The organism is Pseudomonas sp. NFACC24-1 (genome assembly GCF_900115235.1).
In the GTDB taxonomy this organism is placed as follows: domain Bacteria; phylum Pseudomonadota; class Gammaproteobacteria; order Pseudomonadales; family Pseudomonadaceae; genus Aquipseudomonas; species Aquipseudomonas fluorescens_AA.
On record NZ_FOVS01000024.1, the window covers coordinates 25,421 to 52,303 of the forward strand.

Annotated in this window: 29 protein-coding genes; 8 read left to right on the forward strand and 21 right to left on the reverse strand. The window is 62.2% G+C overall.

Annotated elements, in window-relative coordinates:
- Positions 1–20: 20 nt before the first annotated feature.
- From BM317_RS20810 to BM317_RS20840, 7 genes are all read right to left on the reverse strand, one after another.
- On the reverse strand, positions 21–941 hold the full coding sequence (locus BM317_RS20810; RefSeq protein WP_092173100.1) for a 5-oxoprolinase subunit C family protein: 921 nt from the start codon (positions 939–941) through the stop codon (positions 21–23).
- On the reverse strand, positions 938–1,642 hold the full coding sequence (gene pxpB, locus BM317_RS20815) for a 5-oxoprolinase subunit PxpB (RefSeq protein ID WP_092173103.1): 705 nt from the start codon (positions 1,640–1,642) through the stop codon (positions 938–940). The genes BM317_RS20810 and pxpB overlap by 4 nt, the downstream gene beginning before the upstream one ends.
- Positions 1,639–2,391, reverse strand: coding sequence for a 5-oxoprolinase subunit PxpA (locus BM317_RS20820; protein WP_092476028.1), 753 nt, complete (start codon positions 2,389–2,391; stop codon positions 1,639–1,641). Before BM317_RS20820 ends, pxpB begins: the two co-directional genes overlap by 4 nt.
- Positions 2,392–2,455: 64 nt before the next feature.
- Positions 2,456–3,742, reverse strand: a complete 1,287-nt coding sequence (locus BM317_RS20825) for an MFS transporter (protein WP_060738732.1) — start codon at positions 3,740–3,742, stop codon at positions 2,456–2,458.
- Positions 3,743–4,072: 330 nt separating this feature from the next.
- Complete coding sequence (locus tag BM317_RS20830) at positions 4,073–4,615, reverse strand: DUF2937 family protein (RefSeq protein ID WP_039593345.1); 543 nt, start codon at positions 4,613–4,615, stop codon at positions 4,073–4,075.
- Positions 4,616–4,627: 12 nt separating this feature from the next.
- Complete coding sequence (locus BM317_RS20835; protein ID WP_053120116.1) at positions 4,628–5,404, reverse strand: class II glutamine amidotransferase; 777 nt, start codon at positions 5,402–5,404, stop codon at positions 4,628–4,630.
- 32 nt (positions 5,405–5,436) lie between these two features.
- Entirely contained in the window at positions 5,437–5,934 is a 498-nt protein-coding gene (locus BM317_RS20840; protein WP_053120114.1) for a hypothetical protein, read from the reverse strand.
- Between the two features lie 135 nt (positions 5,935–6,069).
- Here BM317_RS20840 and BM317_RS20845 point away from each other — a divergent pair, with 135 nt between their 5' ends.
- Together BM317_RS20845 and BM317_RS20850 are read left to right on the forward strand one after the other, a co-directional pair.
- Positions 6,070–8,124 carry a S9 family peptidase gene (locus BM317_RS20845; RefSeq protein ID WP_092476032.1) on the forward strand — a complete coding sequence of 685 codons (2,055 nt, stop codon included), beginning with the start codon at positions 6,070–6,072 and terminating at the stop codon, positions 8,122–8,124.
- 116 nt (positions 8,125–8,240) lie between these two features.
- A complete protein-coding gene (locus BM317_RS20850; protein WP_057449793.1) occupies positions 8,241–8,714 on the forward strand; it encodes a cyclic nucleotide-binding domain-containing protein in 474 nt (157 codons plus the stop codon).
- Positions 8,715–8,782: 68 nt separating this feature from the next.
- On the opposite strand, the gene BM317_RS20855 is transcribed toward BM317_RS20850, so the two are convergent.
- On the reverse strand, positions 8,783–9,070 hold the full coding sequence (locus BM317_RS20855; RefSeq protein WP_092173112.1) for a hypothetical protein: 288 nt from the start codon (positions 9,068–9,070) through the stop codon (positions 8,783–8,785).
- A gap of 72 nt (positions 9,071–9,142) precedes the next feature.
- On the opposite strand from BM317_RS20855, the gene BM317_RS20860 reads away from it, so the two are divergent.
- From BM317_RS20860 to BM317_RS20875, 4 genes are all read left to right on the forward strand, one after another.
- A complete protein-coding gene (locus BM317_RS20860) occupies positions 9,143–9,829 on the forward strand; it encodes a spermidine synthase (protein WP_018607541.1) in 687 nt (228 codons plus the stop codon).
- 49 nt (positions 9,830–9,878) lie between these two features.
- Positions 9,879–10,253, forward strand: a complete 375-nt coding sequence (locus BM317_RS20865) for a YajD family HNH nuclease (protein WP_003184246.1) — start codon at positions 9,879–9,881, stop codon at positions 10,251–10,253.
- A 183-nt stretch (positions 10,254–10,436) separates the two neighbouring features.
- Positions 10,437–10,907, forward strand: coding sequence for an RNA methyltransferase (locus BM317_RS20870; RefSeq protein ID WP_060738736.1), 471 nt, complete (start codon positions 10,437–10,439; stop codon positions 10,905–10,907).
- A gap of 76 nt (positions 10,908–10,983) precedes the next feature.
- Positions 10,984–11,361 (forward strand): YgaP family membrane protein, encoded by a 378-nt coding sequence (locus BM317_RS20875; protein ID WP_092476035.1) that lies wholly within the window; start codon positions 10,984–10,986, stop codon positions 11,359–11,361.
- 105 nt (positions 11,362–11,466) lie between these two features.
- On the opposite strand, the gene BM317_RS20880 is transcribed toward BM317_RS20875, so the two are convergent.
- Complete coding sequence (locus BM317_RS20880; protein WP_092476038.1) at positions 11,467–12,696, reverse strand: hypothetical protein; 1,230 nt, start codon at positions 12,694–12,696, stop codon at positions 11,467–11,469.
- Positions 12,697–12,728: 32 nt separating this feature from the next.
- Entirely contained in the window at positions 12,729–13,178 is a 450-nt protein-coding gene (locus BM317_RS20885; RefSeq protein ID WP_092173122.1) for a YcgN family cysteine cluster protein, read from the reverse strand.
- A gap of 159 nt (positions 13,179–13,337) precedes the next feature.
- Here BM317_RS20885 and BM317_RS20890 point away from each other — a divergent pair, with 159 nt between their 5' ends.
- On the forward strand, positions 13,338–13,931 hold the full coding sequence (locus BM317_RS20890; protein WP_092173125.1) for a nitroreductase family protein: 594 nt from the start codon (positions 13,338–13,340) through the stop codon (positions 13,929–13,931).
- A 164-nt stretch (positions 13,932–14,095) separates the two neighbouring features.
- Here the strand turns inward: BM317_RS20890 and BM317_RS20895 are convergent, their stop codons facing one another.
- The 6 genes from BM317_RS20895 to BM317_RS20920 form a co-directional block, all read right to left on the reverse strand.
- Positions 14,096–15,028, reverse strand: a complete 933-nt coding sequence (locus BM317_RS20895) for a D-2-hydroxyacid dehydrogenase (RefSeq protein ID WP_092173128.1) — start codon at positions 15,026–15,028, stop codon at positions 14,096–14,098.
- Positions 15,029–15,152: 124 nt separating this feature from the next.
- Entirely contained in the window at positions 15,153–15,446 is a 294-nt protein-coding gene (locus tag BM317_RS20900; protein WP_053120094.1) for a YcgL domain-containing protein, read from the reverse strand.
- Complete coding sequence (gene rnd, locus BM317_RS20905) at positions 15,443–16,576, reverse strand: ribonuclease D (RefSeq protein WP_092173131.1); 1,134 nt, start codon at positions 16,574–16,576, stop codon at positions 15,443–15,445. The genes BM317_RS20900 and rnd overlap by 4 nt, the downstream gene beginning before the upstream one ends.
- A 121-nt stretch (positions 16,577–16,697) precedes the next feature.
- Positions 16,698–17,339 (reverse strand): class I SAM-dependent methyltransferase, encoded by a 642-nt coding sequence (locus tag BM317_RS20910; RefSeq protein WP_092173134.1) that lies wholly within the window; start codon positions 17,337–17,339, stop codon positions 16,698–16,700.
- A 69-nt stretch (positions 17,340–17,408) separates the two neighbouring features.
- Positions 17,409–19,058, reverse strand: coding sequence for a phosphoethanolamine transferase (locus BM317_RS20915; protein WP_092173137.1), 1,650 nt, complete (start codon positions 19,056–19,058; stop codon positions 17,409–17,411).
- A gap of 164 nt (positions 19,059–19,222) precedes the next feature.
- Positions 19,223–20,590: a glutamine synthetase family protein gene (locus tag BM317_RS20920; RefSeq protein WP_170866273.1), complete on the reverse strand. Its 1,368-nt coding sequence runs from the start codon at positions 20,588–20,590 to the stop codon at positions 19,223–19,225.
- 536 nt (positions 20,591–21,126) lie between these two features.
- Between BM317_RS20920 and BM317_RS20925 the strand changes: the two genes are divergently transcribed.
- Positions 21,127–22,068 carry a LysR family transcriptional regulator gene (locus BM317_RS20925; RefSeq protein ID WP_092173143.1) on the forward strand — a complete coding sequence of 314 codons (942 nt, stop codon included), beginning with the start codon at positions 21,127–21,129 and terminating at the stop codon, positions 22,066–22,068.
- On the opposite strand, the gene BM317_RS20930 is transcribed toward BM317_RS20925, so the two are convergent.
- From BM317_RS20930 to BM317_RS20950, 5 genes are all read right to left on the reverse strand, one after another.
- Positions 22,062–22,427, reverse strand: a complete 366-nt coding sequence (locus BM317_RS20930; protein WP_092173146.1) for a 5-carboxymethyl-2-hydroxymuconate Delta-isomerase — start codon at positions 22,425–22,427, stop codon at positions 22,062–22,064. The two genes, BM317_RS20925 and BM317_RS20930, sit on opposite strands and share 7 nt — an antisense overlap.
- Positions 22,428–22,530: 103 nt before the next feature.
- Positions 22,531–23,454: a LysR family transcriptional regulator gene (locus tag BM317_RS20935; protein ID WP_092173149.1), complete on the reverse strand. Its 924-nt coding sequence runs from the start codon at positions 23,452–23,454 to the stop codon at positions 22,531–22,533.
- A gap of 257 nt (positions 23,455–23,711) precedes the next feature.
- A complete protein-coding gene (locus BM317_RS20940) occupies positions 23,712–25,796 on the reverse strand; it encodes a DUF6311 domain-containing protein (RefSeq protein WP_092476045.1) in 2,085 nt (694 codons plus the stop codon).
- On the reverse strand, positions 25,793–26,128 hold the full coding sequence (locus BM317_RS20945; protein WP_092476081.1) for a GtrA family protein: 336 nt from the start codon (positions 26,126–26,128) through the stop codon (positions 25,793–25,795). The genes BM317_RS20940 and BM317_RS20945 overlap by 4 nt, the downstream gene beginning before the upstream one ends.
- Positions 26,129–26,172: 44 nt before the next feature.
- Positions 26,173–26,883: a class I SAM-dependent methyltransferase gene (locus BM317_RS20950; RefSeq protein WP_092476048.1), complete on the reverse strand. Its 711-nt coding sequence runs from the start codon at positions 26,881–26,883 to the stop codon at positions 26,173–26,175.

Consider the following 26,883-nt stretch of genomic DNA (forward strand, 5'->3'; position numbering starts at 1 on the left):
CGAGCTTGCTCGCGATGCTTTTAGCGGTCGAGAAAACTACGCAGACACTCCACCTGCTGCCGATGCGCAACCTCCTGCACCACCGGCCGCAACCGCACCTGCGCCCCCGGCAGGCATTGCGCCAGGCGGGCCAGGGCCAGTGGGGTCAAGGCGCCCAGGCGTGGATAACCACCGATGGTTTGCCGGTCATTGAGCAGCACGATCGGCTGGCCATCCGGCGGCACCTGCACAGCGCCCAGGGGGATGCCTTCGGAAATCATCGCCGCCCCCTGATACTCCAGCGCCGTGCCCAGCAAGCGCATGCCCATGCGGTCGGCGCGACTGTCCAGCGTCCACGGGGTGTTGAACGCGTCGAACAGACTCTGCCCGCTAAACGCGCCATTTTGCGCCCCCAGGATCAGGTCCAGCGGTTGCGCTTGCTGGAAATCCGGAATCCGCGTGTGCGGCATGGGCCGCGGCGTCGCCGTGCCTGAATAGCTCAAGTGCTCGCCGCGACTCAGCGCCCGCCCCCGTCCATCCAGGCCACCCAGTTCCTCGCGCACCACCGTCGCCCGGCTGCCCAGCACCGCAGGCGCATTGAAACCGCCAGGGGCCGCCAGGTAGGCCCGGGCACCGAGCACGGGCTGGGTGAGCGCCAGCACCTGGCCCTTGCGCAGGCTGAAGAAGCGCCACGACGCCACACCCTGACCGTCTATTCGCGCGCCCAGGTCCGCCCCGGCCAGCGCCAGCACGCAATCCTCTTCGGCCACCACGGTAAAACCGCCGAGGGTAATCTCTACCACCGCCGCGTCCAGGCCATTGCCGAGCATCCAATTGGCCCAGGCCATCGACAGCCAGTCCGCCGCCCCGCCCTGGGTCACGCCCAGGTGCCTCACGCCGAAGCGGCCGGTGTCCTGCAACAGGCACAGCGGTGTGCTGGCCTCGATCAACAACCGGCTCATGCCTGGGCCTCCAGCGGTGTATCGTCGCCACCCAGCGCGATGAATTCGGTATGGTCCACGGGGGCAAAACGCACCGTGTCCCCCGGCTGCATCAGGCTGTAGCCGTCGCGCTCACGATCAAACAGTTTGGCCGGGGTGCGACCGATCAGGTTCCAGCCGCCGGGCGACACCACCGGATACGCCGCGGTCTGGCGCTCGGCGATGCCGACACTGCCTGCGGCCACGCGCTTGCGCGGCGTGTCGAGGCGCGGTGCAGCCAATGCTTCGTCCACCAACCCCATGAAGGCGAAACCGGGGGCGAAGCCCAGGGCAAACACCTGGTACTCGCGTTCACTGTGGCGACGGATCACCTGGGCGACCGTCAAGCCACTGCGGCTCGCCAGCAGCGCCAGTTCCGGCCCGACGCTAAGGTCGTACCACACCGGCAACACGTGGCATTGACCGGCGGACCGGGCATCCGGGGAAAGGTGATGCAGCGCCTCGTCGATCAAGTCGCGGGCCTGGGCCGGGCCCAGGGCGAGCAAGTCGTAATGCACCATCAAGGTGGTATAGGACGGCACCAGATCGATCAGATGTCCGGCAAACACCGCTCGCAGGCGCTCGCTGGCGGCGAGCATCCAGGGCATGTTGGCCTCGGCGATCTCGTCGAACAGCCGCACCATCAGGCAGTCCACCGCCACCACTTCCAAGCGTGGTTTCATGGCGCACGCTGCCGGTCCAGGGCTTCGCGGATGCGTTGCACGGCCGCCACGGAACTGGCGTTGTCACCGTGCACGCACAAAGTATTGGCCTTCAGGTGCAAGGCGCTGCCATCACTGGCGGTCAACGCATCGCCGCGGGCAATGGTCAGGGCCTGCCCGATAATGACCTCGGGATCGTGGTGCACCGCGCCCGGTGCTTGCCGCGAAACCAGGCGGCCGGCGCTGTCGTAGGCGCGATCGGCAAAGGCTTCGAACCACAGGGTCAGGCCGTACTCATCGCCCAAGGCCTGGGCGGCGCTGTTGTCCCGGGTCGCCATGAGCATCAGCGGCAGTTGCCGATCATAGGCCGCGACAGCCTGGATCACCGCGCGCAGTTGCGCCGGGTTGGCCATCATGTCGTTGTACATCGCCCCATGGGGTTTGACGTAGCTGACCCGCCCGCCCTGGGCCCGGCAGATGCCGTCGAGGGCGCCGATCTGGTAATGCAGCAAGTCCTGCAACTCCTGGGCGCCATAGGCCATGGAACGGCGGCCAAAGCCCGCCAGGTCTTGATAGGCCGGGTGTGCGCCGATCCGCACGCCGTGGCTCAGGGCCAGGCTGACGGTCTTGCGCATGATGCTCGGGTCGCCGGCGTGGAAGCCGCAGGCGATGTTGGCGCAATCGATGAAGGGCATCACCTCGGCGTCCAGACCCATGGTCCAGCTGCCGAAGCTTTCGCCGATGTCGCAGTTCAATAGCAGGCGGTTCACGGTGAACGCTCCTGTAGGTTCTTTCTTTGTTTAACTGTGGGGCACGTACCCCACAGGTTATCAGTTACTCGGCTTCCAACTGCTTGCCTTGGGTTTCCGGCAGGCTCAGGGCCGCCAGGATCACCACGCCATAGGACACCGCCGCGAACGCCCCGATACCCACGCTCAGCGGCACCTTCTGGCTCAAAATACCGATCAACAGCGGGAACAATGCCGCCACCGCCCGGCCAATGTTGTAGCAGAAGCCTTGGCCCGAACCACGAATGCGCGTAGGAAACAGTTCGGTGAGGAACGAGCCCATGCCGCTGAACATGCCCGACGCGAAGAACCCCAAGGGGAAGCCCAGCCAGAGCATCACGTTATTGCTCACCGGCACCTGGGTATACAGCAGGACGATGGTGAAGGAGCCGACGGCGTACAGGACGAAGTTCTTTTTGCGCCCCAGGATGTCCGACAGGTACGCACTGATGACATAGCCCACGTAGGAGCCGACGATCACCATCGCCAGGTAGCCGCCGGTGCTCAATACACTCAGGCCGCGCTCATTTTTCAGGAACGTCGGCAGCCAGGAGGTGATGGCGTAGTAACCGCCCAGGGCACCGGTGGTCAGCAGCGAGGCGCGAAGGGTGGTGAAGAGAATGCCGGGGGCAAAAATCTCGTAGAACTTCGCTGGGTTTTCCGGCGTCAGCCGGGCCTTGGTCTGGTTATAGACTTCCGGATCCTTGACCAGTCGGCGGACGAAAATCACGAACACTGCCGGTACGATGCCGAGGATGAACAGTGCGCGCCAGGCGTCTTCCGGCGGCAGCACCGAGAACAGCAGCGCATACAGGATCGCCGTCATGCCCCAGCCCAGCGCCCAGCCCGACTGCACCATGCCCACCGCCTTGCCACGGTCCTTGGCACGGATCACCTCGCCCATCAACACCGCACCGGCAGTCCATTCGCCGCCGAAACCGAACCCCATCAATGTGCGAGCGATCAACAGTTGTTCGTAGTTCTGGGCAAAGCCGCACAGGAAAGTGAAGAAGGCAAACCACAGCACCGTCAGTTGCAGGGTGCGCACCCGACCGATCCGGTCGGAGAGAATGCCCGCCACCCAGCCGCCAATGGCCGAGGCGATCAAGGTACTGGTGTGGATCAGGCCTGCCTGGCCGGTGGTGATGCCCCACATCGCGATCAGGGTCGGCACCACGAAACTGAGCATCTGGGTGTCCATGCCGTCCAGGGCGTAGCCGATCTTGCAGCTCCAGAAGGTGCGACGTTCCTGCTGGTTGATGTTGCGATACCAATCGAACGGGCCAGAACGGGCCTGGGGTTGGGGGACGCCGAGCGTGTCGGGTGCACTCATGGGGGTTCTCCACGGTTTTATTGTTGTGAGTCTCGACGACGCTGACGTGGAGACCGTTGCTCCGATTCTTGAGCGCGCGGCCGATCCCGTCCAACGAATAAAACCTTGGCTGGGTCATAAGAAAAATTTGATTGGGTAACACGCAGGGCCTGAACACCGTTGTGGCGAGGGGATTTAGCGAAACGTCGCACCGCCCCGCTGGGGCGCGAAGCGCCCCCTTACAAGGCCACCACATATGTCAGGCGGATCATTTCTATTGCTGCATTGGGGGGCTGCTTCGCAGCCCAGCGGGGATAAATCCCCTCGCCACAACAGCAAGGCCACTGTTGGCTACAACCCCCGCAAATCCCGCTCTTCAATCGGCCGGCCCTGGCGCAGGCGCTTGCCGCCCAACACCACCCAATCGATCAGGCGGAACAGGCATTCCAGGCCGAACGACAGCAACATCGCGCCGCTGATGCCCCAGATCATGGCTTCGGGGGTCAGCAGGATCTGATAGCTGTAGCCGTTCCAGGTCTCCTTGCGGATGTCCGGATCGGCGGCCAGGGCCACTTGCAGCAGGCGGATGTACCACGGGCCCTGCATGGCCTGGAATTGTTTGTCCAGGGCCTGTTGGCGCACGAGCAAGGTGTTCAGGCTGTCGGCATCGCTGCGAAAGATCGGGTCTTCGCTGGCGCGGTAATGGGCCACCAAGGCCTGCATGTCGCCCTTGAAGAACTGGTTGGCGGTGCCCTGGAAACCTTGCAGGCCGGTCTGCGCCTCGATCAGGTGAGCCTCGACCCGCTTGGCGTAATCATTGATGAAGCCCGGCACCTGGACCCCAACCAACAGGCCCACTGCGAACAACACCAGCCGTAGATAACTGAGCAACATAGCGTGACGTCCTTATTCGGTCCGGCCGTGGCTGACGCATTCGCCGCGTCGCCACAGGCTCCATTGGCCCGGTTCGTAGCGGGTCCAGGTTTCGTTTTCGGTCAAGGGCTCGGTGGCGATCACCGTGACCACGTCGTTGGGCGTGGTTTCCGCCTGGAAATCGACAATCACATCCACGTCCTTGAGCCGCGCCGGGCCGAACGGCGCACGGCGGGTGATCTGGGCCAGTTTGGTCGAGCAATAGCAGAACAGCCAGTCGCCATCGCTGAGCAGGCAGTTGAACACGCCTTTGCTGCGGTATTCGGTGCAGGCCTCGATCAACGACGGCAGCAGCTGCTCTACCTCCACCGGCTCCGGGAAGGCCTGGCGCACGCGGTTGAGCAAATCGCAGAATGCCGCTTCGCTGTCGGTGTCGCCCACCGGGCGGTAGAAGCTCACGCCCGGTTGGAAATCGGCCAGCTGGCCGTTGTGGGCAAAACACCAGTTGCGGCCCCACAACTCACGCACGAAGGGGTGGGTGTTGGACAGGCAGACTTTGCCGACATTGGCCTGGCGAATATGCCCGATCACCACTTCGCTCTTGATCGGATAGCGCTGCACCAGATTCGCCACCTCCGATTCGCTGCTGGCGGCCGGGTCCTGGAACAGGCGCAGGCCACGACCTTCATAGAAGGCGATCCCCCACCCGTCCCGGTGCGGCCCGGTCTTGCCGCCGCGCTGCATCAGCCCGGTGAAGCTGAACACGATGTCGGTCGGCACATTGGCGCTCATGCCCAGTAACTCACACATGCTCGAACTCTCGCTTCAAGGGGCAGGCCTGCTTACAGGCGCGGTTCGATACGCGAACGCTGGGGGTTGCTCGGCACGGGCGGGCGACCGTAGCGGTCATCACCGGCCACGCCGAACGGTGGTTCGTCCTCTGGCTCATCGGCCGCGGCGGCGGCTTTGGCGGCGGCCGCCCGTTCCTTGCGGGCGTTGGCGGCGCGCTCGATGGGGAAGCGGATCAGCACGATCACCAGGTAGAGGCCGAAGGCAATCATGCCGTACATGAGCAGATCGGACGCCGCCCGCCAGACGTTGTTGCCGACCTTGAACAAGATGTCCAGGGCGACAATGGCCAAGGCCGGGGCAACTTTGTCCTTCACCGGGTCGACGACGGTGGGGCTGAACAGCAACACCGCCATCAGCAAGCGCAGCGGCTCGCGCAACCAGCGCCACATCCAGCGGGTCATGCGCATCCACACCAGCAGGCAGCCCAGGGCAGCGAAGGCGTAGAGGCCCCAGGCGATCAGATAGTCATTCTCGGTCATGGTGTCCATGGCAAGGCAGGCAAAGAGACGCTTATAGTAACGGCTTTTCGCGCGTCAGGCTGCCCCGGCGTCTGGCGAATGGCCTGTGTGGTGGCTTCTGTCCAGGCCGCGTGTCCCTTTTCGTACAACGTTCGAGAGCCTTTCATGTCCCTATCTGCCCACGTTTCCAACGCCCCGATTGCCCGCAGGGACGCCGGTGTTGACCCGTACGCCTGGCTGCAGGAGCGCGACACCGACGCCGTGCTCGACTACCTCAAGGCGGAAAACAGCTATCAGGAGGCGCAACTCGCCGATCAGGCCGAATTGCGCGAAACCCTGTTCCAGGAAATCAAGGGCCGGATTCTCGAGACCGACCTGTCACTGCCCTCACCCTGGGGCCCCTACCTGTATTACACCCGCACCACGGCCGGCGACGAATACCCGCGCCACTACCGCTGCCCACGTCCGGCCGACGACAGCCTGAGCGTGGACGAAAGCCACGAACAACTGCTGCTGGACCCGAACGCGCTGGCCGGCGGCGAATTCTTTGCCCTGGGCGCCTTCAGCATCAGCCCCGACCACCAGCGCCTGGCCTACAGCCTGGATACCACGGGCGACGAGATCTACACCTTGTTCGTGAAGGAATTGTCCAACGACAAGGTCAGTGAACTGTCCTTCGACAATTGCGACGGCAGCATGACCTGGGCCAACGACAGCCTGACGCTGTTTTTTGGTGAACTGGACGACACCCATCGCCCCCACAAACTCTGGCGCTATCGACTGGACGGCACTGCCGCCGAAGAAGTGTTCCATGAGCCGGACGGGCGTTTCTTCCTGCATTGCTATCGTTCGAGCTCGGAAAAGCAACTGATCCTGTCCCTGGGCAGCAAGACCACCAGCGAAGTCTGGGTACTGGACGCCGCGCAACCGCAACAGCCCTTCACCTGCCTGGCGCCACGCCTGGAAAACCACGAATACGACGTCGACCACGGCCTGCTCGATGGCCAATGGACCTGGTTGATCCGCAGCAACCGCGACGGAATCAACTTCGCCCTGTACCAGGCCGCCGACACCGGCGTGGCGCCGACCGAAGCCGACTGGCAGAACCTGATCCCCCACAGCGATACGGTGATGATCGACGGCCTGAGCCTGAACGCCGGTGCCATGACCTTGAGCCTGCGTGAGGGCGGCCTGCCGATCATCGAGGTGCATCCCCAGGACTTGCCGGCATATCGGGTGCGGCTGCCGGACGCGGCCTACAGCCTGCATGTGCAGAACAGCCTGGAATTCGTCAGCGATCGCATTCGCCTGCGCTACGAGGCCCTGAACCGTCCGGCACAGATCCGTCAGTTGGACCTGGCCAGCGGCGAACAGGTCGTACTCAAGCAGACCCCGGTGCTGGGCCCGTTCGATGCCGATGCCTACGTCAGCCAGCGGCTGTGGGCGACGGCGCCAGACGGCACACAAGTGCCCATCAGCCTGGTGGTCAAACGCGAAGCCCTCGGCCGGCCGGTGCCGCTGTACCTGTACGGCTACGGTGCTTACGGTGAAAGCCTCGACCCGTGGTTTTCCCATGCGCGGCTGAGCCTGCTCGACCGCGGCGTGGCGTTTGCCATTGCCCATGTGCGGGGCGGCGGCGAGCTGGGGGAAGCCTGGTATCGCGCCGGTAAACAGGAACACAAGCACAACACGTTCGGCGATTTCATCGCCTGTGCCGAGCATTTGATCGCCAACGGCTTCACCACCGCCGAACAACTGGCGATCAGCGGCGGCAGCGCCGGTGGCCTGCTGATCGGCGCAGTGCTCAACCAACGCCCGGAGCTGTTCAAGGTCGCGATTGCCGAGGTGCCGTTCGTCGATGTGCTCAACACCATGCTCGACCCGGACCTGCCGCTGACCGTCACCGAATACGACGAATGGGGCAATCCAGATGAGCCGGACGTTTATGATCGGATCCGGGCCTACGCCCCGTACGAAAACGTCCGCGCCCAGGCGTACCCGGCGTTGCTGGTGATCGCCGGTTACAACGACAGTCGCGTGCAGTACTGGGAAGCGGCCAAGTGGGTGGCGAAATTGCGCGCCACCAAGACCGACGACAACCCCCTGCTGCTCAAGACCGAACTGGGCGCCGGCCACGGCGGAATGAGCGGGCGCTACCAGGGATTGCGTGACGTAGCGCTCGAATATGCATTTGTCTTGAAGGTTTTGGGGTTGGGTTGAGGAACTCTGTGGGATGGCCGGGTCTTAGCTCCATGCGCTGGGCATCCCAGATCAAATAACAAGGGTTCTTCTTCAATCCAACCCCGTAGCAGACACAAGAAAAAGACCGTGCCAACATGTCAGAACCGACCTTACTGAATAAAGAAATCCGCGACTGGCTGATGGACTGCGGTCTGTTCGACCAGTTACTGCCCGTCGACTTCGCCGCCGCGTCGGGCTATTTCAGCATCAGCGCCATCGCCGAGGGCGAAGCGATTTTCCATGAGGGCGATGCAGGCAGCTTCATGTGCATCATCCACACCGGCCAGGTGGCCGTGCAGAAAACCGGTCCCGACGGCCAACCCGTGACCATTGCCACACTGCGCAGCGGTCGGGCCTTCGGTGAAATGGCCGTGCTCGACGGCGAACGGCGCTCGGCCAGTTGCATCGCCGCCAGCGATTGCCAGTTGCTGAACCTGGGCAAGGACTCCCTGGAAAAAATGCTCAACGACGCCCCCAAGATCGCCGCCAAGATCATCCGCGCCCTCGCCGTCTCCCTGTCCAAGCGCCTGCGCATGGCCGACGGGCAGTTGTTGTCGCAGCAGGTCTGACAACAACACATAAACCCTGTGGGAGCGAGCTTGCTCGCTCCCACAGGTTATTGCGTCGTCTTGTCGATTTACCCCCCCGGCGACTTGGCCTTCACCGGCTTCGGCTCCAGGCCCGGTATCGGCTGGTCCTTGGGCGGCTTGGGCATTTCAATGGGCGGCAGCAAGGGCGGCCCACCGCTTCCGGTGCCCGCCTTGGGCACACCGTTGGGCGTGACCGGCGGATACGGCATCGGGGTGGCGGTGCCCGGCGAGCCGGGGATGCTCGGCGGGTTGACCGGAATCGTCGGTTGTTGAGCCTGGGCGCAACTTATTGAGAGCGCCGCCAGGGCAATGGCCGTTAGAATGATGCACTTCATCAATGGCTCCGTGGCTATTGTCTGCTTTAAGGCTAGTCGTTACCGCGCGGTTTGCCCTCCTACGAGATCTCCATGAAACGTTTCGTTCTGCTCGACACCACACCCATCCCTGATAACGGCGGTGCCCTGTGCCTGTTCGAGTACGGCGAAGACTTCGTCATCAAGATCCAGGGCGGCGACGGCGGGCAGTTGATGAACACGCGCATGCACGGTTCCGAAGACGCCCTGGCAGAGATTCCTTGCCGCAAGGTCGCCGGTCGTCCTGGCTCACGCGTACTGATCGGCGGTCTCGGCATGGGCTTCACCCTCGCCTCGGCCCTCAAGCACCTGGGCAAGACCGCCGAAGTGGTGGTGGCCGAACTGGTTCCCGGGGTGGTGGAGTGGAACCGTGGCCCCTTGGGTGAAAAAGCCGGACGACCGCTGGCAGACCCGCGCACGGTGATCCGCATGGAAGACGTGGCCAAGGTGCTGCAGGCCGAGCCCCAGGGTTTCGACGCGATCATGCTGGACGTCGACAACGGCCCGGAAGGCCTGACCCAGAAAGCCAACAGCTGGCTGTATTCGGCCGGTGGCCTGGCCGCCTGCGCCAAGGCCTTGCGGCCCAAGGGCGTATTGGCAGTGTGGTCGGCCAGCGCTGACCGGCAGTTTTCCGACAAGCTGAAGAAAGCCGGCTTCAAGGCCGAAGAAGTGCAAGTCTTCGCCCACGGCAACAAAGGCACCCGCCACACCATCTGGATTGCCGAGAAACTCAAGGGCTAAGCTAAACTGTGCCCAACCGTCATCAGTCTTTATTTACAAAGGTGAACCCATGAGTTCGTCAACGCCACCGTCCAACACCGCCAAGCTGGACCGCATCCTCGCCGATGCTCAGCGCGACCGGGAGATGGGCTACCGCGACAAAGCCCTGAAAATGTACCCCCATGTCTGTGGCCGCTGCGCCCGTGAGTTTTCCGGCAAGCGCCTGAGCGAGTTGACCGTTCACCACCGCGACCACAACCACGACAACAACCCCCAGGACGGTTCCAACTGGGAACTGCTGTGCCTGTACTGCCACGATAACGAGCACTCGCGCTACACCGACCAGCAATACTTCGGCGACGGCTCCCTGAGCACCCCGAAAATCGCCAAGGCGACCCACAACCCCTTCGCCGCGCTGGCCGGGTTGATGAAGAAAGACGAGTAATTACAGCCTGTCAGGCCGCCATCGCGAGCAAGCTCGCTCCCACAGGTTTTGTGAACGCCGAAAATCCAATGTGGGAGCGAGCTTGCTCGCGAAGGTGATCAAATAAACACCACACATCTCGAACCTGACCACCCTCCCCCATTCCCCGTATAATCGCGCCTTTTCCCCAAAGGCACCCCGCCCGTGGCCAACAAACGCTATAGCTGCATCGGTCTGTTCAACCCCAAGTCACCGGAAAACGTCGGTTCGGTCATGCGTGCCGCCGGCTGCTACGGCGTGGCGTCGGTGTTCTACACCGGCAAGCGCTATGAGCGCGCCGCCGACTTCATCACCGACACCAAGAAAGTCCACTACGACATCCCGCTGATCGGTATCGACGACCTGAAGAAAATCCTGCCCCTGGGCTGCGTGCCAGTGGCAGTGGAACTGGTGGAAGGCGCTCGCCCCCTGCCCGAATACACCCACCCGGACCGGGCGCTGTACATCTTCGGACCGGAGGACGGCTCGCTGGACAAGGACATCCGCGACTGGTGCGAGGACGTGGTGTACATCCCCACCACCGGTTGCATGAACCTGGCCGCCACCGTCAACGTCGTGCTGTACGACCGCATGGCCAAAGGCAACAACACCCGTTCGGGGCCACAATTCCGCTGATCGGTGCAAAACTCGATTGAACAACGCAATCGCGCGGGCAGTCAGTTTTATACCAACCCCATACTGGAGACAGATCATGAGCGATAACAATCCGTTCGAGCCCATCGAGAGCACCCCTTTCCAATCCCATCCGCCACAAAACGTGCACGGCTGGGAACGCATTGGCTCGCTGGCCGGCGGTGTGCTGATGATGGGCAAGGGCTTGCGGCGTGGCGGGGTGATCGGCCTGGCGCAACTGGCGATCGGTGGCCTGGCGCTGGCGCGAGGGATCACCGGGCATTGCTCGGCCAAGAGCCTGCTGGAGAAGAATCGCCAGAATCTGCACAGCGCCCGCGCCCGTATCGAGGAGGCCGGTGAGGAACTGAGTCGCCTGAAGGCCAATGCCGAGGCGGCGACTGGCACGGCGACGGTGACCGGGAATGATTCGCTGGTTTCGCCAAAGGTTGGGCTCTGATTTTTGCAGCGCCGCTGATGGCCCCTTCGCGAGCAAGCTCGCTCCCACAGGTTTTGTGAACGCCGAAAATCCAATGTGGGAGCGAGCTTGCTCGCGAAAGCGGTGTCACTGAAGTAACCGGGTATCCAGCACAGTAGAGGCCCCACCCAGAACGCTCTCACTGAGCTGCACAAACTCCTTGGTATCGACCGTTTCCAAGCGCATCGCCCCCTGCAACACATCATCCAGCGAACGCTTGTTGCGGGTTGTCAGGCGAATCTCGCGGTCCAGTTCCTGCAACAGCAACACCGCCTTGGCCACCGCCGCCGGGCCGATCTGCTCGCCGCGCAAGGTGGTGACGCCCTTGCTCTCGCGGGCGAGCCGCTCGTTCAAGGTCTGGTAGCGCTCATCACTCAGGCCGCCGGCGCGGCGTAGCAGTTCAATGGCGTAGTACTCGGTCAGCCCCTCACTGATCCAGTCGCTACGATCCTGATCATTGACCCGGGCCAGCGCCTGCACCAACTCCCGCAACAACGGGCTGCTGCCCCGCTCGCTGACCAGCGGCGGACGACTGTGCAGGTAAATCGAGTCATGGCCGGCCTGGGCACCACGCCACAGCGGATCGCCGGCACCGACGATCAGCAACTTGGCCGGATGACGCGGCACCAACGCTTGCACTTGCGGCCAGACGAACGTCAGCAGCGTCAGCACATCCATCCGGCGCATGCCCTGGCCCTGGGGCGAGGCCACCGTCACTTCGGTTTCGCCCAGGCGCGTGCGGCGGCTGCCCAGTTTGCCGGCGAGCATCCAGCCGGTGGGACGGTCGAACAGGCGCGAGGGATTGTCGATGCGAAAGCGTTGTTTGCCGATACGCGGCCAGGGGGTCTCGATGCTTTTCCAGCCGTCGGGCAATTCCACCTCAAGACGGGCCACCAGTTCGACGCCATCCTGCTGGTCGAGCTTGGCCGACGGCACCAGATCGTCACCACGCAGCAACGCCCACATCGGGGTCATGCGGGTTTCGAAGGTAGCGTTCTTGCGGGCATGGCTGATGCGCACACGGTAGCTCAGGCTGGCCTTGTCGGCGGCCGGACGCCAAAGGCCACGCGCCTCCTTGCCGGGGGTGAGCTGCCATTGGCCGTCGGCCTTGAAATCGCTGTAGCGGGTGCCATCGCCGAGGTCGAAATCCAGGCTGCGCACCGCCGAACCCCGGGCCAGGGTCAGGCGCACCTCGGCCTGATCGCTCTGTGGCAACAGGTGCACGTGATAATCCAGGTCGACTTTCTGCGCCGCCCACAGCGGTCCGCACACCGCCAACAGCCCGGCCGCCAGCATCCGTTTCAATCCTGCAGCCATGGGGTCTCCCTGGTGGTGCGCCGCCCGGTGGTTCAGCCTGCGCGGAAAATCAGATGATCTTCCCAATCATCTTCCGGCACGCTGCCTTCGGCCAACATGCGCCCGGACTGGGAAATGCGTTCGTGGTGCACGGCCTCTCGATCACCGCAGACCAGGTGGTGCCACAACGGCAAGTCCTTGCCTTCGCTGACCAGCCGATAACCGCAGGTGGGCGGCAGCCATTTGAACTCATCGGCCTTGCCCGGCGTGAGCTGGATGCAATCGGGCACGAACTCACGGCGATTAGGGTAGTCGGTGCACTGGCAGGTTTTCAGGTCCAGCAGTTTGCAGGCGATGCGTGTGTAGTAGACGCTGTTGTCGTCTTCGTCTTCGAGCTTTTGCAGGCAGCACAGGCCACAGCCGTCGCACAGCGATTCCCACTCCTGTGGATCGAGCTGATCGAGGGTTTTGCGTATCCAGAACGGTTCGACTTTGGCGGCCATGGCTCAAGCATCAACATCAGGTAGTGAAAGGCCGACAGTCTAGTGCCGGGACCTCCTCAGGCCAAGCATTGGCGACTGTCGGTAGGCAGGGACTTGTCAGGCCGGGCGCCGGGACGTAGGTTGCTGCATTGTCTTTCCAAACTCGAGCCAGGTGAGCCCATGAGCGCCAATTCCCGCATTGCCGATTACGCGATCCACCCTCAGTTCATCGAACGCTGGTCGCCCCGCGCGTTTACCGGCGAAAGCATTGCCGAAGAAACCTTGCTGAGCTTCTTCGAAGCCGCGCGCTGGGCCCCCTCGGCCTACAACTCACAGCCATGGCGTTTCCTGTATGCACGGCGCGACACGCCGAATTGGGAGCGTTTCCTGGGATTGCTCAACGAGTTCAACCGCGGCTGGGCCCAACACGCCTCGGCACTGGTGATCATCGTCTCGAAAACCACCTTCGCGGTACCCGGTGCCACCGAGGAAACCCCGGCGCAGACCCACACCTTCGACACCGGCGCGGCCTGGGGCCACCTGGCGTTGCAAGCCAGCCTCAGCGGCTGGCACACCCATGGCATGGCCGGCTTCGACCAGGAACTGACTCGCACCGAACTGAAGATTCCGGAAGGCTACGCCCTGCACGCCGCCGTGGCGATTGGCAAGCTGGGGGACAAGTCGACCCTGGCCGAATACCTCCAGGCCCGCGAAGTTCCAAGCCCGCGCCGGCCATTGAGTGAACTGGTGGCCGAAGGCGACTTCACCCTGTAACCCTATTCTGTGACCGCTGAAAGCCCACTGTGGGAGCGAGCTCGCTCGCGATGGCGTCAGGTCAGCCGCTTTGATGTTGACTGAAGCACCGCTATCGCGAGCAAGCTCGCTCCCACATTTTGCTCTGTGGCGAACACATTTTTTGTGACCACTGAAAATGGGCTTCAGTAACCCCGGCTGAAATCCACTTCTCCGCGCAGCGCTTCGCCCGCCTGGTAGGCCCGCAGGTTTTCCAGGAACAATTGCACCATCATCGGTGGCGAGGTCGGGGCCGAGCTGTGGCCGGTCAGCAGCAGCCCCCAGGCAGTCCAGAACGGATGGCGCTGTGGCAATGGCTCCTGGCGGCAGACGTCGATCACCGCACCGGCCAGGTGCCCATCCTTCAGGGCTTGCACCAGGTCCGCATCCACCACTGCCACGCCGCGGCCGACGTTGATGAACAACCCGCTCGGCTTGAATTGCTTGAACAGCGCCGCGTCGTAGATGTCATGGGTATCCGGCGTATTGGGCAGCAAATTGATCACGTAATCCATTTCGCCCACCAGACGAGGCAAGTCCTTCAGCGCCCCGACTTCGATAAACGGTGCCAACGTCCTGGCTTCGCTGGCGATGCCATACAACTGCACCCCGAACGGCACCAGGAACTGCGCCACACGCTGGCCGATGTCCCCCGTCCCGACGATCAACACCTTGCGCCCGGCCAGGCCTTGGCCCTGGCGGTTGTCCCACTTGCGCTCGACCTGGCTGACCAACCGGGCCAGCACCTCGCGCTCATGGCCGAGCATGTAGGTGAGCACGTACTCAGCCATCACCTGGCCAAAAATGCCCACCGCACGGGTCAGGCGGTAATCGCGGCTCAAGCCATCGGCCAGCAACGGCGTGATGCCTGCCCAGGTCGATTGCAGCCAACGGGGCTGGTGGCCTTGACGCAACAGGGTGGCCAGCAGATCAGGCTGGCCGAGCCAGACCGGGCAATCGGCGGCCAGTCGCGACAGTTCGGCGGAATCGCCGCTGGTCAGGACTTCAATATCGGGTGCAGCCTGACGCAAAAGCTGGGCATACACCGCGTGATCGTGTTCGGCAATCAGAACGCGCATGAATCAAACCTTTCAAAAACAATGCAGACGAGTGCCGACAGAGTGTCGCTCCATCCCTGCGATCGTCGTCAATAAACCATTCCAGTGTTGCAAAAGGCACCCAGGACAGGCGCCCCCACTACCGTCAGACCGGGTCGTTGCGGCGCAGCAACTCTTCGGGCAAATGCTCGATGTACTCGTCTTCGGCCGGCGGCATCTGCAAGTGATAGCCCTGGGTGTCGAGGTTTTCCAGCACCTTGTTGATGTCTTCCCGGGACAGTTCCCGCTCGGGGCTCAGCACCAGGTCGAAGGCATGGATCGCCTTGCCAAAGGCGGCCATCAGGGGCTCGGGCACACGCTTCAAGGCATCGCTCTTGAGCACATACAGGTACATCTCGTTTTTCTTCGAGCTGCGGTAGATGGAGCAGATACGTTTCAAGGCTGTTCTCCGGCAGTGGCCAGGCTGTCGAGCAGCGTCTGGCCCATCAATTCGCGGCGCCAGCCACGCAGCGAATCGGGCAATTGGTAAGGGCCCTCGGGGAAGCCACTCTTGATCAGGGCTTCGAGGGTTTTCTTGCGCAGCATCAGCTCCGGGGCAATCTCCAGGCGCTCGGCTTCAGCCTGCCCCAACGCCCGCAGGCGCTTGACCAGGGCGGAAGCCTCGATGGGCAACGGCTCGGCCACGGCCGGCGGCCATTGCTCGGGCGGAATGCTGGCGGCGCGCTGGATCAAGTCCAGCAAAAACTGGCCGTCCTGGCGCACGGTACGCGGGTGCATGTCTTCGATCTTCGCCAGCGCACCGAGGTTATCCGGCTGAGTGCGGGCCAGGGGCCACAGCGAATGCTCGCGGATGATGCGGTTACGCGGCAGGTCACGGGCCCGCGCCTCGCGTTCGCGCCAGGCGCACAACTCGCGCAGCACGGCCAACTGAGCCCGGGACAGTTTCCAGGCCAGCTTGGCCTCGCGGTAGACCTCGTACGGGTCGACTTCGCGACGCAGGTTGGCCACCAGTTCGGCGCCATCCTCCAGGACCCAGCGGTATTTTTCGTCGGAAAGTTTCGGGCGCAGTTGTACGAAAACCTCTGCCAGATGCACGGCATCCTCTGCCGCGTAGCTGATCTGCGTCTCGGACAAGGGCCGTTGCAACCAGTCGGAACGGGTCTCGCCCTTGGGCAACTCGATGCCCAGCACTTCCTGCACCAGCCGCGAATAGCCCATGGAGAAGCCCAGGTTCAGGTAGGCGGCGGCCAGTTGAGTATCGAACAGGGGCGCGGGCAGGCTGCCAGTGAGGCGCAGCAGCACTTCAAGGTCTTCGCTACAGGCGTGCAGCACCTTGAGCACCGCCGAGTTTTCCAGCAGGGCGGCCAAGGGCTGCCAATTGTCGATGGTCAAGGGGTCGATCAGGTAGGCACGCTTGCCGTCGCCGATCTGCAGCAAACCGGCAATGGGATAAAAGGTGTCGACCCGCATGAATTCGGTGTCGAGGGCGACGAATGGCAATTGCTGCCACTCGGCGCAAAACTGACCGAGGCTATCGTTGTCGCGAATCCAGTGAATATCGATGGCCACACGGCTCTCCCTTGAAGAATGGCGCGCAGTATATATCGCCGCCGGCGATTGCGAGCATCCATAGAGCAGCCGCCTGAGAGAAATCGCCTGCGAAAAAGCAAGAATAGTCCTACATCAAGAGTTAACCGGTCTTACGCAACACATAAACACGCGTCAGGGCAAAACCGGGCAGGAAATCCTGGTACCAAAGCACGCGGAAACCGGCCTGGCGGAACTCGGCTCCCACATCAGCCTTGTCGACCAGGCTCCGTTGCGGGGCCAGGCCGATCTTGAAGCGTCCTTCGATTTGCACCGAAACGATCACCGTGTCGCGACTGACCCGATGAAACTCGCGCAACAGCGCCAGGCGATGCTCGCTGGCAGTGACGTGGCGAAACAGTTGCAGACAGAGAATACAATCCACCGCGTTGGCCGACAGCCCGAGGGTGAACGCCGAACTCGGGAAGGTCCTGACCCGCTGGAGCAACGCGCCGCCATGGTGAGTGAGCGCATGTTCGAGCATGTCCGGCGACGGGTCCGCCGCCAGGATCACTCGGTTGGCATGCTCGGCCAGCACCGGCCAGAACCGCCCCGCCCCACAGGCCACATCCAGCACCAGCCCCGGCTCGCCCGCCACCTTCAGCGCATTGCGCACCATGTGCTCGTCGCGCCAGAACGCCAGGCGCAAGCGGCGCGGTGTCGGCCGACGGCAAACCTGGGCATGTTCCTGGTCATGCTGCCGGGCGAACTCAAGTTCGACGGTGGATGGGGGTAACCCGGACATACAAACGGCTCTTGGAAAAGATTTGGATGACAGGTTAACCAACCCCGCGTGAAAAAAAGGTCCAGGCGCTCACTCCCGCGCCAGGACACCGTCGATCACCGCACCGCGGCAGTTGGCGAACAGGTCCAGGTCCCGGTTGTAGACCTGGCTGTTGACTTCCAGCAGCCCGAGCATCGAGTGAAACAGGTTGTCCTGGCTCAAGGGCTTTTCCCGGCTCAGTTGCAGGCAATGGGTGTCGACCGAAAAAGACTTCTGGTAGCTGTCGGAAAACCAGGCCAGCATCGCCACGTGTTTCTGTTGCTCCGGGGCCAGCATGTAGGGCGTGCCATGGAGAAACAGGTTGTATTCGCCCAGGGACTCGCCATGGTCCGACAGGTACAGCATGGCCGTGTCGACCTTGTCCTGGTTGGCCCGCAGCAGGTCGATCAGGGTCGACAGCACATGATCGGTGTACACCAGCGTGTTGTCGTAGCCATTGACGATGCTCTCGCGGCTGCAATTGTTCAGCGCGTTGCTTTCGCACACCGGGGTGAAATGCTCGTACTCCTTGGGATAGCGCTTGAAGTACTCCGGCCCGTGGCTGCCCATCTGGTGCAGCACCAATACCGTGTCCTTGTCGAGCGTGTCGATGAAGTGTTGCAGGCCCTGGAGCAGGATCTCGTCGCGGCATTCACTGTTGGCGCACAAGGCCGGGTCCTTGAGATTGCTGACATCCTGCAACGTGACCCGATCGCAGGTGCCCTTGCAGCCGGACTGGTTGTCCCGCCAGATCACCTCCAGCCCGGCGCGCTTGAGCACATCCAGCAAGCCCTCTTCATTCCTGGCCTTGCTGGCGTCGTAGTTCTTGCGTCCCATGTTGGAAAACATGCAGGGCACCGACACGGCGGTTTCGGTGCCGCAGGAATGCACGTCGGTGAAGGCGATCAGGCCGGCCTCTTTGTCCAGTGTCGGCGTGGTGTCGCGGTTATAACCGAGGATGCCGAAGTTCTCGGCCCGGGCACTCTCGCCCACCACCAGGACGGTCAGGGATTTGCGACCGTGGGTTTGCCAGGCCGGGTTGCGGCTCGCGTCTTCGCCCACGGTGATGAACGGCTGCTTGACCGACGCGACCTGCTCACGCAAGTACCCGAATGAAGCACCGATGTAGTTGCTCGGCACAACCATCAAGCGCAATTCGTGGTGGTTACGAAACAATGAAGACAGGCCTTGGTAGTTGGCCAGGGCGACCAGGCCGATCACGGCGGCCGAGGCCACGCCGACCAGCAACTTACTTAATAATTCTCTGGGCCAACTACGGTAGTTGATCGGGGTCTTGAACAACAACCAGCCTGGCAAGACACCCAATAAGCCGATATAGGCAAACAACTTCAGCGACAACAGATCACGGACTTCCGTGGCATTGGTTTCAGCAAAGTTGCGCAACATGCCGGCGTCGATCAGTACGCCGTATTGGGCCATGAAATATGCCACGCCAGCGCTGATCAGGAATAGCAGCATCAACACGGGCTTGAGCAGCGGACGGAAGGCCACGAGCGTCAACACCAGGTTGAACGCGCAGAAAATCATCAGGCCAAACGCCGCGCACATCAGCAGGCCCCGAGCGTCAGCCGTGGTGATCGCCAGCAAGTGTTGCCAGAGCACGATGTTGAAGCCCACTAACAAAAAGGCACTGGCGGCCAGCGTCACCCACTCGGGGCGCACGGCTTTAATAGTCAGCATGATGGTTGACGGTTTCCTGAAGTTGCTCTTTGAAAAAGAAGTGCCGCAGTAAACATGAAAAAATCGTTTCCTACGGCAACACAAACTTTAGGTAGCCCACCATCAATTTTTCGTGAAAAAGTTGCTATTAAATAATTATTTAAGGAACCCGCCAGGCACCTGTTTCAGGCCTGATGCAGATACCAGCGCCAATCCTGCTCCCCGACCTCCCCCATGAACTGACGGTATTCGGCGCGCTTGACCGCCAGATAAACATCCAGGAACGCCTCGCCAAACGCTTGCCGCGCCCAGGTCGAAGCCTCGAGCGCACGCAGGGTGGTGAGCCAGTCCGTGGGCAGCGGTTCGATCACCTGGGCATAGCCGTTGCCTTCCACAGGTTTCCCGGGATCGCACTGTTCACGTATGCCGTGATGAATGCCGCCCAATATCGCCGCCGCGGCCAGGTAAGGGTTGGCATCGGCGCCGCAGATACGATGCTCGATGTGCCGCGAGAATGCCGGGCCACCCGGCACCCTCAGGCTCACGGTGCGGTTGTCCACGCCCCAGGTCGCCGCCAGCGGCGCGTAGCTGTTGCTTTGGAATCGCCGGTAGGAGTTGGCGTTCGGGCAAAACATCAGCAGCGAATCGAGCAGGGTGTCGAGCATCCCGCCCACTGCATGGCGCAGCAGCGGCGTGCCGTCGCCGGCTTCACTGGCAAACAGGTTGTGGCCATCGCGGTCCGCCAGACTGACATGCATGTGCATGCCGGAGCCCGCCAAGTGATCGAACGGCTTGGCCATGAAACACGCCTGCATACCGTGCTTGTGAGCTACGCCCTTGACCAGTCGTTTGTAGCGCACCGCTTCATCCATGGCTTGCAAGGCATCGCTGCGATGTTCGAGGGTGATCTCCACTTGCCCGGGTGCGTATTCGGAAATGGCGGTCCGGGCCGGGATGCCTTGCAGTTTGCAGGCGGCGTACAGGTCGGCCAGGAACGGCTCGATCTGCTCAAGCTCGCGCAAACCATAAACCTGGGTGGCATGCGGTCGTCCACCGTCGGCGTCCCGTGCTGGCTGCGGCCGGCCTTGGTTGTCGCGGTGCGCATCCAGCAGATAAAACTCCAGTTCCGCCGCCATCACCGGGTAATAACCATCGGCCTGCAGGGCCTCGGTCACCTGGCTAAGCAAATAACGCGGATCGGCGATGGTCGCCGGCCGACCTTCCAGGGGATGCATGCTGACCTGCACTGCGGCCGTGGGAATCAACCGCCACGGCATGCGTTGCAAGCTGCCGCTGATGGGATAGGCACGGCAATCGATGTCACCGACGTCCCACACCAGCCCGGAGTTTTCCACATCGTCGCCATTGATGGTCAGCCCGAGAATCGTACTGGGCAGTGGCCGGCCACTTTCGTAGACCGCCAGCAACTCGTCCCGATGCAACAACTTGCCCCGAGGCACGCCGTTGTTATCGAGAATGAACAATTCGAACAGCTCGATATCGGGGTTCTGTGCAAGGAACGCCTGGGCGTCTTGCACGGGTGCAAAAGAAATTTTGGCAAGGCTCATGAGAAGACTCGTATTTCCATGTCGGACGGGCGACAAAGCGCCGTCAATACGTGCTCGCCGTTGTGCGATCACGGTGAGTGCTCAACAGGAAATACGAGTATCTGGAGGACGCGCATGCCGGCAATGCCAGAGCGCCCAAAAGGCCAGCTCGGAAGGCAACGCGCTAAGGACTGGAGCCATGGCAGGCGTGAACCGGCCGACCGGGTCGACTGCGGCGTATGAAGGGTATTGGAATGCCAGGGGCGAACCGTCCATGAGCACATCACAGGAAACAGATCAGGCAAGCGTCCCACGGCACCCTGGACGGTTAAACCTGGATTTGATGGAGCTTGGATCGCCGCAAACTAAACATAGGCAAACGAATCGGTCGTTGATCGACACGTCGTGTTCCCTACATTATCTGTCCCGTTCCCGACCATGAAAGCGCCTGCCCGGCATTCTCTTGGCACCATCGTTCCGTTAGGATCGTCAGCCTGGTTTGCGCAAGATCCGCGCAAGGAGCACAGCGAGAGACAGAACGGATGCTGAACAGTAACTCCCTCAGAAAGCTCGACATGCAGGACCTCATGGTGTTTAGCGCCGTGTACGAGCAAAGCAGTGTCACCGGCGTGTCCGAGGCATTGTGCGTCAGCCAGTCAACCGTCAGTTATTGCCTCAAGAAACTGCGAACCTGTTTCGAAGACGAACTGTTTATCAACACCCGCACCGGCATGCGCCCCACCTACAGGGCCGAGGGCATGTACGATCATGTGCGCGGCATTTTGCAAAGCATCAACCTGTGCCATGCCGGTAGGCCAACCTTTGATCCGGCCCGGCAAGCCATTACCTTCAATATCTGCGCACCGGAATATTTCGAACACCTGATCCTGCCGCAACTGCTGCAAGGCTTCGATTACGCCAATCTGCCTGTGGTGGTGAACGTGCACAAGCTCGAAGCCGACATACCCGCCGAAGAGCTACGGGACGGCAGCCTGGACCTGGTGATCTGCTTCGGCCCGAACTTCCACAGCAACCATACCGATTTCAAATCCCGGCAGCTGTTGCAGGAAGACCTGGTCTGCGTCGTGGATAAACGGGCGACGCCACTTGAGGCGCAACTGAGCCTTCAATCGTTCGTACAGCGCCGACACGTGTTTCCGACACCCTGGGCGTCAGCGACCAACATGGTGGATGGCTGGCTGTCGCAGCAGGCGCATCACCGGCAAATCGCCGCTCGCGCCAACAGCTACAGTGCCGCACTGAAGATGATCACCGGCACCGACTTCATCCTGACCCTGCCCCGCCGCATCCAGAAACTGCTGGCCAACGAGGCGATTTTCAATCACCACGAAGCGCCCAGGGGGCTGCCAGGGTTTACCTTGAACATGCAGTGGAGCCTGGCCCTCGATCAGGACAGTGCCAACGCCTGGCTACGCGAACAAATCATCAAGGCCTGCGCCCAAACGACGCCTGATCGTCATTGACCGATCAAGGCCTTGGCATACGAGTCCCGATCGATGTCGAGGATCTCCACGCACAGCTGCACGCTGACCCCGGTCGGCCATGGCCCCAGGTCCTGGATCACCGCCAGCAGGCTATCGGCCAATTGCTTCTTGATTTCCGGCGAGCGTCCGCTGAGCAAGGCCAGTTTCACGTGCACGAAACCCTGCTCACCGATCCCTGTACCCACTCGAAAAGTCTCGTGCTTCACGGCCCGGCTCTTGATGTCGTGCTCGGCGGAAAATTGACCGGAGGCCACCAGTGCATTGTTCAGGCGCAGCAGTGCGACCTCGGCCTTCAGCTCGGGCAGGTTGGCGGTGTACTCCATGTGCAGGTGAGGCATGTGTTCGACTCCGATTCGAAAATATGACGAGGGGGGTTCAGCCGTCATAACCTTACCTCGACTTTATTCGTTCAGGCAGGTTTTGTTTCGCCTCGGGCCGGTATCAGGACTCTGCCAGGGGCGTGCGTTCGCCCATGAAGGCCTCCAGCCGCGACCGCAACCAGCGTTCGGCCGGGTCACTGTCGACATGGCTCAGCCAGACCATGGACAAATCCAGGGTCGGGGTCTTGAAAGGAAAGGGTTCGTTGAACAGGTGCCCAGAAGCGGCCATGGCGACGGCGGTATAGTCCGGCAGGCTGGCGATCAAGTCGGTGCCGGCCAGCAACGCTGGCAATGCGCTGTATTGCGGCACCGACAGCACGACCTGGCGCGTGCGTCCGATCTCGGCCAGCCATTCATCAGCGAACCCGGCGACGTTGGCGGTATGGGACACCAGCACATGAGGTCGCGAGCAGTACTCGTCCAGGGTCAGCGGCGTGTCCGATGCATCGGCACGCAATACGCGCGGTTGAATGTGTCGCAACAGTTTGCGCTTGGCATTGGCCGGCAGGCCGCGCGTCTGGCTGATGCCCACGGTGATGTCGCCTGACGCCAGCAAATCGGGGATGCGCCAGTAATCGACATGCTGGACCACGAACACGATTTGCGGCGCCTCTTGCCGCAGGCTGCTCAACAGCGGCGGCAACAAGCCGAACTCGACGTCGTCCGACAGGCCGATGCGAAACGTCATGGTGCTGTTGGCGGGATCGAAATCGTGGGTCAGGCTCAAAGCCACCGACAGCGAATCGAGCGCCGGCGAGAGATGCTGGATGATCTCCTCGGCCCGGGCCGTCGGCTCCATGCGATGGCCGACGCGAATGAACAGCGGGTCGTTGAACATCTTGCGCAAGCGATTGAGGGCCGAGCTGATGGTCGGCTGGCCCAGGAACAATTTTTCCGCCACCCGCGTCACGTTGCGCTCAAGCATCAACGTTTCGAAAACCACCATCAGGTTGATGTCGGCCTTGCGCAATTCGTTGCGGTTCATCCACTGCCCCCGATTCCTTCACTGGCTGCAGTGTAGAAACGCCGGGGGCTGCGCGTCTATGCGCAAAAAGGCGAAGCACCTGGGTAATACCGCCAAAGAGTTGGTCCTTGATTCCACGCGGGGCTGTAGGAGCTGCCGAAGGCTGCGATCTTTTGCTTGAAACGCAAGCGTCTTGGGAAAGATCGCAGCCTCGTTGCACTCGACAGCTCCTACGGGCGCGGTCCAGTGAAGCAATCGCTGACCCAAGTGAAGAAGACCTACCTTACGGTCAATGATTTCAGTCCCAGCGCCATGACTCGCTCGTCGCTCCCCAACCCCAGCACCTTGGGACTGATGGCATCAGGCAAATGGAAATGCACGCGCAACCGCCCATCCGCGCCAATCGTTTCACGAATGGCCGGTGTCAGGGGCAGTTCAAGGGTGTTGTCCTGCAGGCGCGTGAACTGCGTCGACAGCGCTTCAACACCGTTAATCAAGACCTCTACCCGCTGGCGCGTGTGCGAGGGCTGCACGAACGCCGCCGCTTCGATCGAAATGGCCCGCGCTTCTGGCGGTATGCGCAAAACAATCTCAGCCTCGGGCCCTTCCGACCAGGTCCCCCACTCCTCGACGCGCCCCCAGCCCTCGGCCAACATGGCGTTGATTCGGCTGAACACCTGGCGCTCACCGAGCTTGACCTGCATGTCCAGCGTCTCGCCGGCAAACGGCGGGCATTGGGCGCAGGTTTTCCAGCCCGGCGCCAACACCACGAGGCCGTCGATACGGGTCAACAGGTCGGTTGGGCGATTGACGGTTTTCGCCGCCTGGAGCGCGGCGCGAGGGTCGAGGATGTACAGCGAATCGGCTGCGTACTGGCCGCTGGCAAGCATCTGATCGGCGTGTCCCTGGGCTCGCTCGATCGCCCGGTCGCTCATGCGTCCCAGGTACACGCCATCGGTTTCCAAGCCATGCGCCAGGGCGTATTGGCTGGTCATCAGCCAGTTGTCCGGCTGGTTCTGCGGCAACAGCGTCCGGACTTTCGAATACTGACGGGCCGCGCTGGCCCAGAACGGATCGGTCATGGCCGTGGGCCAACTCGAGGCCGCCGGCACCATCCGGCTCTGGCGCAGGCCGGCCCATCCCGCGCGGGTATCCAGCACTTGCACCACCAGGGCGATGGCCAGCAGGCACGCCGCTGCCCGTGGCTTGTTACCGCGGATCACCGCGAAGATGACGACAAATACGATGGCGTAGAACACGGGCCAGAACATTCGGCCGGCCGCGCGAAAGACGTTTGCCAGGAGTTCAAGGGGTTTGGGCAGCCAGTAGTGCATATTCAGCATGCCAATACCGACGTGGTTGGTCAGCGAAAACAGCGTCAGCCCGATCAATGCCAACAGCAACAGTCGCCTGTGGCGCACGGCATTCGCCAAACCGGTGTTGCCTTGCAGCAATGCCACGCCAGCGCAGATCGCCAGCATGAGGACACCCAATCCCAGGTAGTTGAAACCTTCGTAGTCCCCGGGGCCCTGGGGCATGTCGCGCAAGGTGTGTGACCAGCCGCTGGGGTTGACCAGCGACATCACGTTCAGGCGATACAGCCCATAACCCCCCGCCACGGTCCCGCCACCCACGCTGAAATAACCCGCCTGCCAGCAGCAGAACGCAACCAGCAAAAACAAGCCAACCAGCTCGATCCAGGTATCGCGCCGGGACACCCGGCCCTTGCAGGCCTGGCTGGCAAGGTCGGCCAGCCAGATCAACGCCACCATGGCCAACAGGTAAGCGTGTACCAGCGCTGTGGCGGCCAACAGCCCGCCCCAGGCCAGCCGGCGTTTTTGCAAACCGGGCATCAGCGCCAGGTACAAGGCCGCCAGGATCAGGAAATGCCCGGACAGCGACAGATGCCCGCCCATGCGCAGAAACATCGGCGGCGAAAACACAAGCAACCCGGTACCCAACAACCTGATCCACAGCGACGGCGTCAGCAGGCCGACCAGTTTCCAGCCGAACCAGGCTTGCAGGATGAAACAGGCCAGCAACCACAGGCCAAAATACTGGAACGTCTCGGGAAGCCAGGCGCTGAAGGGTTTGAACACAAATGCCAGCAGCGGATTGGAGTCGGAAAAAATGATGCCGTTGCCCAACTCCAACCCATAGGAAGGGTTCATGCCTAACGGAAAGGTCCAGGGCGAACTGCGGAAAAACGCCCAGCCCATGTAATGGGTCGCCGCATCGCCCTCCCCCAACCAGGCGATGTTCGTCGGGTCCAGCACCCGCGGGCCGATCACCAGCAGGAACGCCAGCGTCCCCAGCAGTATGGGCAACAAGGAAACCAGGTAATGCTTGCCGCGAACGGTCATCGATACGTCCAGAAATTATGCAGGATGAAGGTGAACGCAGGGATGATCAGCGCCACGGCCGCGATGCCCGCCAGGTAATCCAGGCCGACACGTTGGGCTACCCAGGCCACCAGCATCGCCAGCCAGAACCCGCCGATCGATACCACGACGAAACGGCCAAGGGTGCGACCATGCAAGCGGCTGGAAAAGCTCCAGAGGGTGTTGATCAGGTATGACACCACCGTCGCGACGACAAAGGCAAAACCGTTGGCCAGTGGCGGGTTGGCCAGGATCAGGTGCACAAACAGCACGGCAGCCACCACATGGACCGCGGTGACGAACAGGCCGGTCATGGCAAAGCGCAAGGCACGTCGCAGCAGCGGCGAGTGCGTCCAGGTCACGGCTTCTGCGCCAGGCAGAACACCGTCAGGCCGGCGATACGATTGGCCCCCATGAATGGACGCTCCAGGCTGCACAGGGTCCTCAACACGCCATTGACCAGCGGATGATGCCGCGCAAGCTGCGACTTGGCCGGTGCCCCGGAAGCTTTGCGCTGCAACAGGCGCAGGCCGGCGGCAATGGGGAATACCAGGCCGAAGTAATACGCCCCTTGCTGGACCTGCAAACCGGCCTGCGCCACGACGCTTTCCAGTTGTTTGAGGGTATAGCGGCGCTTGTGCTCGAGGAAATCGTCATGTCCGCTCCAGAGAAACTGGAACGCCGGCACAGTGATCAGGAAGCGGCTGCCGGACGGCACTTTGGCGACGTAGGCCTTGAGCAGGCCCACGTCATCATCCACGTGCTCCAACACATCCATCAGCAACACCAGGTCGGCGTCCAAGGTGTCGATGGCGCGTCGGTAGCGGACCGGTTTACCGGCGGTGCTGGCGTCGGAGTCGGCCGGATAGCTGATGTCCACGCACCAGGCCTGGGCCGTTGGGGTATGGGTCAGCAGGTGATGGGAAAAAAAGCCCGACCCGGCGCCCACGTCCAGCAACGTACTGGCCGAGGTGCCCTTGAGCATGTGGAGCATGGCCCGCGCTTTCGATCGGTAGTACCAATGCTGCTCGATATCGGGACCGAGGATGTCGGTTTCCTTGAGATCCAT